The 10449-nt window shown below is 53.7% G+C and carries 8 protein-coding genes; 3 read left to right on the top strand and 5 right to left on the bottom strand.

The genetic code is table 11. The features are described from left to right. The 4 genes from ACI1P2_RS23910 to ACI1P2_RS23895 all read right to left on the bottom strand — a co-directional run. Window positions 1-569: transposase (locus tag ACI1P2_RS23910; protein WP_408976328.1), on the bottom strand; the 569-nt coding region annotated here is incomplete at its 3' end. A gap of 416 nt (window positions 570-985) precedes the next feature. After that, window positions 986-2359, bottom strand: coding sequence for an alpha-L-fucosidase (locus ACI1P2_RS23905; RefSeq protein WP_355323520.1), 1374 nt, complete (start codon window positions 2357-2359; stop codon window positions 986-988). A 102-nt stretch (window positions 2360-2461) separates the two neighbouring features. Beyond that, window positions 2462-3979 carry an extracellular solute-binding protein gene (locus tag ACI1P2_RS23900; protein ID WP_355323517.1) on the bottom strand — a complete coding sequence of 506 codons (1518 nt, stop codon included), beginning with the start codon at window positions 3977-3979 and terminating at the stop codon, window positions 2462-2464. A 151-nt stretch (window positions 3980-4130) separates the two neighbouring features. After that, window positions 4131-6407, bottom strand: coding sequence for a helix-turn-helix domain-containing protein (locus ACI1P2_RS23895; protein ID WP_355323514.1), 2277 nt, complete (start codon window positions 6405-6407; stop codon window positions 4131-4133). Window positions 6408-6884: 477 nt separating this feature from the next. Between ACI1P2_RS23895 and ACI1P2_RS23890 the strand changes: the two genes are divergently transcribed. From ACI1P2_RS23890 to ACI1P2_RS23880, 3 genes are all read left to right on the top strand, one after another. After that, window positions 6885-7811 (top strand): ABC transporter permease, encoded by a 927-nt coding sequence (locus tag ACI1P2_RS23890; RefSeq protein ID WP_355323511.1) that lies wholly within the window; start codon window positions 6885-6887, stop codon window positions 7809-7811. Between the two features lie 35 nt (window positions 7812-7846). Continuing rightward, window positions 7847-8725: a carbohydrate ABC transporter permease gene (locus ACI1P2_RS23885; protein ID WP_355323508.1), complete on the top strand. Its 879-nt coding sequence runs from the start codon at window positions 7847-7849 to the stop codon at window positions 8723-8725. A 136-nt stretch (window positions 8726-8861) separates the two neighbouring features. Then, window positions 8862-9359: a hypothetical protein gene (locus ACI1P2_RS23880; RefSeq protein ID WP_408976329.1), complete on the top strand. Its 498-nt coding sequence runs from the start codon at window positions 8862-8864 to the stop codon at window positions 9357-9359. A gap of 157 nt (window positions 9360-9516) precedes the next feature. On the opposite strand, the gene ACI1P2_RS23875 is transcribed toward ACI1P2_RS23880, so the two are convergent. Next, complete coding sequence (locus tag ACI1P2_RS23875) at window positions 9517-10356, bottom strand: sugar phosphate isomerase/epimerase family protein (RefSeq protein WP_355323503.1); 840 nt, start codon at window positions 10354-10356, stop codon at window positions 9517-9519. Window positions 10357-10449 lie beyond the last annotated feature (93 nt).

The raw sequence follows: 10449 nt of genomic DNA, 5'->3' as shown, positions 1-10449 counted from the left end.
GCTCCGTTCCCATCTCCCCTCATCTGCGGCACCAGGTGGATTTTGACCTGCTCCGGCTCGCCCGACTCCGTGACCGTACACCCAGCTACGACTGCCGAAGCATGCGGATGAGGAAACTGAGGCCGGGCCGGATTACACCCATACAGGTCGCTGTTCACCTTCACGTCTCCGCAGAGCAGTTCCCGGGCATCGAACTCCCCGATGGCATGGCGGATTTTTTGGAGCATGACCCAGGCGGTTTTGTAGGTGACCTGGATCACCTGGCTCAGCCGCATCGCCGAGATGCCATCGGGGAGCAGGAACAACTCCAGCGCCTGGAACCACTTGGTTAGGGGGAGATGGGTTCGTTCAAAAATCGTGCCGACCAAAGCCGACGTTTGATGCGCACACCTGGCGCATTCGAACATGGGGATGCGCCGGGAAGTCAGACGACTGCAGCGGGTGTGAGCGCAACGCGGGCAGACGAAGCCGTTCGGCCACTTCATCGCGATCAATGCCTCCATGCAGGCCTGCTCGTTGTGATAAGGACTGCTAAAGGATTGAAGTTCCGTTTCCGCTTGGACTTCCATGTCTACTCGCCCCCGAATCAATAACATACGAACATAAGTTCTTTTTTATTATATCAAACATATGTTCCCGTTTCAAGCCGAACATCCCACATGAGCTGCCTCTTTTTTTCTTATCTGTTTTCTCGTTTCTCATTATTCCTTCCCCTGGCCCCCCCCAACACTCAACCCCCGCATTCTGATCAAAAGGGATAATCGTGCAAAGCTGTGTGGAGAAGCACCAGGCAACGGACACCAGACACCACACCCTATAGACACCCATCTCACTCTGGCTACTAGACTCTGAAGGGGTCGAATCCCCTTTTTGCAAGAAAGCTAGCAAAAAGCGGTCTGCTTTGATTCAGCGTCAACCCCAGCCTAAGCTTGGTCGCACCGAAAGTTGAGTTAATATAATCAATCCTGACTATGGCTGTCATCGGTTATTCCTTTCCAGGTCTCGGCTGACCGTCGACATAGACGGATGTCCCGCGCATTCTGGCCCAATCGGCAATCCGGGAAGGATCGCCCGTCCAGAGACGCTCATGCCCCCATTGGTTCGTCTCCGGACGGCTCTCGCATTCGATCCGGATAACCGGGAACAGCTCGGTCGGACGTTCCCGCGGAAGGCCCTCGATCCAGAGCACATCGCCGTCCTGCCGAAACGTAAGCTCCTGTCCCGTCGTCAGCAGCGTCACGCGGGTAACGGGCGTGATGAGATCCGCCAACCGCAGTACAGGCTTTCCATCCCAAAACCGGATAATGAGATACAGATGATTGCCTTTCATCGTCTGCCGTCCATATGTGATGAACTCGGTCAGATTGCCGCCGTCCGAGCCGTAGATCGCCTCGCCGTGAACCTCCAGCCATTGTCCGATCTTGAGCGCCCGTTCCACGAATGCCGGCGGCAGCTGTCCGTCCGGCTGTGGCCCGACGTTCAGCAGCAAATTCCCGCCGTATGTACCGCCTTTCTCAGCGCACTCGCACAGCATGTCGAGCAAGACGTCGGCCGGACGCCATCGTTCGCCGTTCGTATAACCCCACAGCCGCCATGTCGTCACCTGGCTGGATTCCCAGAGCCTCTTCCGGTCCGGGGCGATGACATGCTCCGGTGAGCCGAAATCGCCGAGCACCTCGGAATCTCCCGACCCGCCGCCTCCGTCCGCATGCAGCTTCTCCTCCTCGGATAGCCCGAGACGATTGTTAACCAGAATATCCGGTTGAATCGACTTCATCCGCTCTACCAGCTTGATGCTGTCCAGGTCTTCGGCAGTTCTGGGCCACACACCATCGAAAAAGAAATGATCGATACGTCCGTATTTCGTGACCAATTCCTCCACCTGGGCGTGCAAGTACCGCTTCATGTCCTTCCAGCCTTGCGGATCCTTTTCCGGTCCGTCAAAGTAAGCCGGAATCCGCCAATCGATCCAGGAATAATATAAGCCAACCCGAAGCCCCTCGGCCCGGAACGCGTCGGTGAACTCCCGGACCAGATCCCTGCCTGGCGCCTGCTTCGCGCTTGAGTAATCCGTCGTGGCCGTATCCCATAAGCAATATCCATCATGATGCCGAGTCGTTAAGCAAGCGTATTTCATTCCCGCCTTGCGGGCCGTGTAAGCCCACAGCTCGGCGTCAAAAAACACCGGATTCCACTCACAGGCCATCCGGGCATATTCGGACTGGTCCAGATGCTCCCGGAACAACACCTGTTCGCCTCGCCCGTATTGGGCATATGGCCCGAAATGAATGAACATGCCGTATCGGCTTTCCGTAAACCATTTCCAGCCTTCCCGGATGGCTGGCGCCTGAATGGTCATTTTCAACGTCCTCCTTAAGATGCACAATCCCTCCCCGGCTCTGCAGCCGGGCAAGGGATTGCCCTGTTCCTTGATGTTTCTTTGCCCGCTGACATGCGGCAATTACGATTGACCGGCTCTCCACTCATTGAATTGCCGTTTATATTCCGCCACGACCTCATCGAGGCCGGCAGCCTTCATGGCTGCAAGCATATTGTCGTAGCCGTCCTCGTATTTCACGACTCCTTGCATGACCGGATAGACACTCGTCTTCAACTCGGCGATGCAATTGGCGTATTGGGATGCGACGTTTGTCGGGTCAAAGGTGAAGCCGATCGCAATGCTGTTCACGGCATCGTTGGCAACCGTCGTGCGGCGCTCCAGCCGTGCCGGGTCGATGTTTGTCGGATACCGGTTCATTTCAACGTGGCCGAGCAGCCAATACGGCAGCTCATAAGCCGGGGAACCATTCTCGTTCTTGGCGAGATAGTCTTTGGTGTTCTTGCCGGTATCCTTCCAATGCACGTCCTTCACACCGTTCTGCACGAGATCCATGTTCTCCTGGCTGCTGTACACCCAATTCAAAAATTGAATGGCGGCTTCCGGATGCGGAGAAGTGGCCGATACCCCGTTGGAATTCCGGATCGCATAGGCTCTGAACTTCGGCTGGTCAGCCAAATAGTAAATGTCCAGCTTGGCATCCGGGAATGTCTGCAAAATGGCATCGCTTGTGCCAACGTCTCCCGGGCGGTACAGATAACGTCCGGCCAGTTCCTCCTGGTTGATGACTTCCGTCGGCGTCGTCAGCAGATCGCTCATAATCAGGCCGCGCTGGTACGCCTCGTTCATGTACTGCACATCTTTTTTGAACTCCTCGGTTTCAATCCAGGACTTCACGTTCCCCTGCTGATCGATGTAAATCATATTGTCGGCAACGGTAAACGGATAGGTGTCATACGTCGTATGCAGGAAGTAGGCAGGCTCCTCCAGCATTTTGATATATACGTTCTTGTTCTCCTGCGGCCAGTTCTTCTGCAGCGTCTCCGCCACATCCAGCAGCTCCTCCGGTGATGCCGGAGGTTTGAGGCCGCTCGCTTCGAGCAGATCGGTCCGGATCGTGAACATGCCGTCGTTAAAAGCGGTATCCGCCCAAAAGTTAGGCACGTAGCTGATCTTGCCGTTGATTTTCGCAGATTCCCAGATCCAGTCCGGCATAGATTTTCTCAACTCGCCGCCATACTGATTCAGCAAATCGTCGATCGGAATGATCCCGCCGCTGCCGGCAAGTACCGTCGGTCCTTTCACATCGTGCATGATGGCGATCAGCTCGAATTCTTCCCCCGTCGACATCATGAGGTTCGTCTTCTGGTCCCATGCGTCCCAGGGTATGTATGTCGGCTCGTACGTAAGGTTTAGACCGTCCGCCTCAAGCTTGTCGTTAATCGCCTTGACCACCGTGTCCAAATCCTGCGGCGCGTTGCCTGGAAGCAGGTACCGGACCGGCAGCTTGTCTCCGCCGCCGTTCTCCCCGCTTGCCGAGCCGTTCTTTCCGCCGGCATTACCTCCACCAGAGCAGCCCGCGATCACGGAAACGATGAAGAGCGCGGCTAACCATCGCACTAGCGCTTTCCTTTTTTTCATGCCTTTCCCCCTGACTTCAAGTGGTATTGTCCTGCCGCTATCGGTACGATGTCTATCTTAAGGAGACGTTGGGGATGAGGTATACTTTAAAATGATGAATTCCGCCATTTTAAAACGCTTGAAGTGCGTGTTCAAAAAGTCAGGTTACCTGTCACTGCGCCATTTTCTTCTCCATTGCATGCTGGCTGCGGAACTGTGCCGGCGACATCTGATAATGCTTTTTGAACAGCGTATAGAAATAGGTCGTATTCAAAATGCCCACTTGCTCGCTGATCGATTGCACCGAATCCTCGGTGCTCGCGAGAAGCTCTCTCGCTTTTTCCAGGCGCACGGCATTCAGATAATCATTGAACGACAGCTCGCAATGCGCCTTGAACAGTTTGCCGACATAACTGCGGGACAGCTTGACCTCACCCGCTACTTGCTCAAGCGACATGTCCGGCCTCGCGTAATGCTTGCGCACATACATCTGAATGAAATCTACGACCTCCGCATGCCGCACCGCGCCCGATTCCTCGGACAGGCTGCACAGCCGCAAGGCGAGCACCTTCAAGGCATCCGCCGTTTCCGTGAGGGTCTGAAAGCGGGTAATCCTTCGCGTGAAGCGGAGGAATAGCTCCGCGCTCTCCCGGTTTTTCACCGTATGGACATTAAGCTGCTTGTATAACCCGCCGATAAACTGATTGATGAAGAACATCGCTTCATGGTACGTGCAATCCCGGATTTCCTTGATCCACAGATCGATTTCTTTCTCCAGCTTATCCCGCTGCTGCAGCTTGATCGCCTCGATGATGCGTTTCTCCCGCTTGTCCGGATACTGCGCGTCAGACCGCTTCTTCTCCGTCGCGATAACCGGGTCGCAGTGGAACAGCCTGCCCTTGCCTTCGAAGAACCGCTGGCGGAAGCAGGATTGCGCATAATCGAACGATTCGCGCAGCCCGTCGTATGTCTGCGCGGCCGTCCCGATGCCGACGGTGACGGATACGCGGAGCGTGCGGAAAATCTCACTCTGCAGCTCCTCCAGCATGCCGACTGCACCGATTGGAGGCCGGTTCTGCTTGATAGGCAGGATGATCGCCACGATTCCTTCGCCGACCACGGCCACGCTCGCTCCCTCCGGCTCCAGCATCTGCTGGGCCGCCCGGGCGACGGTGGCGCAGGAATACGACTGCAGCTCCTCCTCTCCTCCGGGCGAGCCGTCTTGGCTATCAAGGAGCAAGGCCGCCGCCAGGAAATACGGCTCCCTGCCATCCCCGGCCAAACGACAGAATGCCGTCTCATCGCCGCCGTTCAACAGCTGCAGCACATGGGCCTGACGAGCGGCGAAAGCCTCGGATTCCATCGAACGCATCCTTTCCGTCATTTCCGCGTAGGTCGTATCCAGTATGGCGAATTCGTTGATTTGCCGCCGATTTCCCTTCATCTTCGGAATAGCGCTCATTTTATCCAGCAGGTGGCGGATCGGATTATACGCATGGTGCGTCAGCCAGATCGACAGGAAGATGCTGACGGCGAAGCAGGCCAGAGCAAGAATCAGCGCGGCTGTACGTAAAGCCTGCATGTTGAACAGCAGATTTTGATATTGGCTTACGCTGATAAACGTCCAGTTCATTTCCTTGGATTTGACGTACGTGACAACGCTCTTGCGGCCGTCAATAGAGCGGGTGAAATAGCCGCTCTCCGCTGCGGATGAAAGAATGGACTGCGCATAGGACTCCTGAGAGACATCCTCCATAAAGCGGGCATGGTCCGAATGGGTAATGATCGTCCCGCTGTCGTCAATGACGTACAGGGAATCCGCCGCTTCGTTCCGGTACCCGCCAATAAGCTTCTGGATGGCGGAGGTGCTCATGTTGATTACGATGGCGCCTTTGGAGTTCACGGGCGAATAATAGCTTGGAAGGAGAACGAAGGTAATGACGTCCTCGTTCTGGTTAGAGGAATTGGCGGCCGAGATTCGGCGCGGAAACAGGTGGAAGTAGGAGGTGTTCTTGCTGTTGATCTCCTCCAGCAGCTCCTTCTCCTGCTCTTTGGTAATGCCTTTCGTATTGAGATACGTGTTATTCGAGCCGTTATAGATCCCGATCGAATGGATGAACGGATAGGTCGACTGAATTCGTCTGAGGGTGCCGAACACCCCGTACTTCTTGACGGGATCGTTTCCTTTGTCCAGCAGAGCGCCCACGATTTCTTTATCGCTGAGCAGAAGGTTGCCCACATTATAGACCTGGTCACGGATCACGCTGGACACAGCGCTGTTTTGTTTCAGTATCGACTCGGAAATTTTCCCTACCTCTTTCGCGGTGCTCCAGGAGAACATCATGAACAGAACGACGGTTACGAGGGCAATCATGGCTGCCGTAAGCAAAACAAAACTGAGAAACATGTTGCGGTACACCGCATAACGGAACAAACGCTGCCGGATCATATTCTCCCTCCCTGCCATTTGGTGATCATCATGAAGCATCGGTTTTGATCCACATGTAAACAAAGTTATTGTTTTTTAGATGTCGTGTATATGTAATATATATGTTACTTTAATGATGTTTATCTCGCTATCGAAATCGCTGGGCCTGAATCCGGATGTTACTTCATTTTATATTTGCAGCAGGCATTCATCAACATGAAAACGCATTCTTATTTTCCGTCCCTTTTCCTCCAGCCATTAGCATCATCAGCGAAAAACCTTATAAAATCAAGCATTCCCCGCCGTTCTTGGTTCAGAAACCGCCATTTTGAGTGCGAAAATTTGAAGTTTTTCCCCTTTTTTAAAATCCCCTCCCCGCCTTCCAATCCGCACAAACTCCATTTTCATAGTTTACGGGCCGCGGCAACTCTCTTTACACTCAAAACAAAACTGCTCACGCTTGCAGCCCCCAGCTTAAACGAAAGGACGTGCCTGTCTATGAAAAAAAGCCGCTCCGGCTTTCTGCGCGAAATCCGCACGAACGGTTCCGCGTACCTGCTTGTCTTGCCGGCCGCCATCTATACGCTGATCTTCGGCTATTTCACGCTCCCGTACATGCTCATTGCGTTTCAGAAATTCAACTTCAGGACCGGGCTCTTCAACTCGGAGTGGGTAGGATTTGACAATTTCAAGTTCTTCTTCTCGTCTCCCCGGGCGTGGGAAGTCACCTTCAATACGCTGAAGCTCAACTTCTTGTTCATTATCGTCGGCACACTGGGAGCCATGGCGCTGGCCATTCTTTTCAACGAACTGCGCAGCCGCTGGTTTTCGCGAATCACCCAATCCACGATTTTGTTCCCGCATTTCTTGTCCTGGGTCATCGTCAGCTACATCATTTACAGCCTGCTGTCGACCGACTACGGTATCCTGAACCGGATTCTGGCGTTCTTCCATATTGATCCCGTCAACTGGTATGCCTCACCGCAATATTGGACCTGGATTCTTACGATTGCGGCGGTCTGGAAGGACCTTGGGATGAACCTCGTCATTTATCTGGCCGCCATTACGGGCATCGATGAAAGCTATTACGAAGCAGGACGGATCGACGGCGCCACCCGCTGGCAGCTTATCCGCCACATCACGATTCCGCTCATGCTGCCAACCATATCCATTCTGACCCTGCTTGCGCTTGGCAAAATCATGTACGGAAGCTTCGACATGATCTATGCCATTGTGAAGGACAACGGCCTCCTTTACCCGACCGTTGACGTCATTGACACCTATGTGTTCCGTTCCCTCCGTACGATCGGCAACCCTGCACAGGCGATGGCTGTCGGGCTGTACCAGTCTGTGGTCGGCTTTATTCTCGTATGGGGCAGCAACAAAATCGTGAAGAAGGTGAACCCGGATCATGCGTTGTTCTGACATGAGCCGGAACCGTCCTGAAAGGAGCGAAACCGATGACCTCAAGACCCAAATTGTTCGACACCGTAAACGCCGTCCTGATCGGCATCATCTCCCTCTTGTGCATTCTGCCGATGCTGCTGGTGCTCATGGTGTCCTTTACCGATGAAGCCAGCATCAAACAGCACGGCTACCAACTGTTTCCGACCGAGCTGTCGCTCGATGCCTACAAGCTGCTTCTGTTTGGCAGCACACCGCTGTACCAGAGCTACATGATCTCGATCTTCGTAACCGTGGTCGGCACGATCCTGGCCGTTACCATTACGTCCATGGCCGGCTACACGCTGGCAGCCAAGCATATCCGTTACCGGCATGGGCTCGGACTGTTCTTTTTCATCACCATGGTGTTCAATACGGGCCTCGTGCCCTGGTACCTGATCAACCTCAATCTCGGATTAAACAACACGATCTGGGCCTTGATCATTCCATCGCTGATGTTCAACCCGTTCAACCTGTTTCTCGTTCGCAACTACATGTCCCAAATTCCTGCGTCACTCACGGAAGCAGCGAAGATCGACGGCGCAAGCGATTTCTATATCGCGTTCCGGATCTTCTTGCCGCTAAGCATGCCCGTCCTTGCCACGATCACATTGTTCTATGGCATTGCCTACTGGAACAACTGGTTTAACGCCATCATGCTGGTGGACAATGAGAAGCTGTATCCGCTTCAGTACCTGCTCTTTAAGCTCAACTCCGAGATCAGCATGATCCAGCAAATGCAAAGCAGCGGCGCCATTTCCGGCAGCCAGACGCTGCCGCAGGAGTCGGTCAAGATGGCCACGGCCATTCTGACCATCGGTCCGGTGGTGCTGTTCTATCCGTTCCTGCAGCGGTATTTCATCAAGGGCCTGCTCATCGGCTCGCTGAAGGAATAGGGTGGCATTACAGGCTGCTGTAAATCCATCTGTGGTCAGGCAGCTTGTTGAAGAGAGCGCTATCTATCATTGGTGCAGCCGGCAGCATTGTGATATAATCCGGTTCATTACAAGAAAAAAATATGCCGGAGGCCTTATGCTAACGTTTGAGCAAAAAATAAGCATTCTTGAATCCTTCCCCGAACTGGAACGGAGGAACGTCTCTCTCGGTCGGGTCAACTTCCACTACGAGGACAGCGTTCATGATAAAAAAACGGTTGTCTACCATCTGCATCCCAACGGAAATGGTTATGTATATGCAGGACTGCTGACGGAATATGAGACAGATGCCAAGGGGTTCGTCAATGTCCGCGACTTTTCCGCCGCAGAGCTTAAAGAAATCGTGCAGGCATCGATTCGTTCCCTCTCCGGACAGAATCGCCCGCAAGCGGAAGCCGATGAACATGTATCTGCTGTCACCCCAAGTGCAACCGAACAAGCTTCTGTGTGGACAGATTCGGACGGGCATACGTTGAAGATGCTGCCGGAAGAAGATATGTGGTACATTTACGCGGGCGAAAGCATCGAAATGGTGTTCGAAGCACTTGACGAGGCTGAAGAATACTTGCGGGAGGAAGGCTTTTCTCCTTCCTAAATGGCCCCAAAAAGACAATCAGCCCTCCCGTCTCCGGAGAGGGCTGATTTATTCAGATTAAAAGTTCTCAGCAAAGCAGAGCAATTCTGCTATCGAAATTAAAACTTCCGCTAAACGCAGTCTGACTTCCTTGAAGGTACGTCGATGGACGTTTTGGTTATGCTTCCACCTTCACGACCTCGGCTCGTGTATCCTCAATAAATGTCTTGCAGGCAGCCATTTCCTGCTCTCCCGCATGTTCCATAATAATGTGAACCTCCGGTTTATACTGCTGCAGAAGGCTCATGTACAATGGGTAATTCATATCTCCCAGACCCGGCGACACCGTGATAACCCGTCCTTCCTCCGTAAGCTTGCGGTCCTTGGCATGGCAGGCGATAATACGCGTGCCCAGCAGGTCGAACGCTTCCCGGATGACTTCATCCTGTCTGTCTATGTTCCCCTCATGCAGCAGGTTGCCGGGATCCAGCACCACCCCGATATGGGAGGAAGGCACCTGCATAAGAAGCTCATTCAGTTCCTGAGCCGTGCCGACAAGATGCCCGTTGGCCGCCTCCAGACCGATAAACACGCCCCACTTCTCCGCCTCCTCCGCCAGTTCCTTGATGGTCTCGCGCAAAATAATCCGGTCCAGCTCGTTATATTTTCCGTCCGGGTGAGTTCCCGTCTCCGCTGCCACCATCGGCGCTCCAAACAGCCGCGCATACCGAATCAGTTCTTTAAACCGCTCCTTGTTCTCCCGCAGCACCGCCGGATCGCGATGAAAGAAATGCAAATAACAGCCCAGTACGGATACCGTCACACCATGCTTGCGGAACTCCTCAGCCATAGCCATTACCAAGCCTGGGCTAAGCCGGCCGGGCTTCGTAAAATCCGTATCACTCACCGCCTTCCACAAGGCCAGCTGAATATGGCTAAAGCCCGCATTTCCGATTTTGGCGGCCAGTTCCCGGTAAGGCAGGCTGCCGAATAAATGAGCCAGTACACCAACAGACATGCTCTTCATCTCCTTTTAGGAATTTTACAACTTCTTCAACTAACCTAAGTTTAACGCCAAAAATGCATTTATTGTTGGTTCCGCTTACAAAAG

The organism is Paenibacillus jiangxiensis, from assembly GCF_046098255.1.
Lineage (GTDB): Bacteria > Bacillota > Bacilli > Paenibacillales > Paenibacillaceae > Paenibacillus > Paenibacillus jiagnxiensis.
Note: the sequence above shows the minus strand (reverse complement) of the source record. Positions and strands in the feature narration are given on the sequence as shown.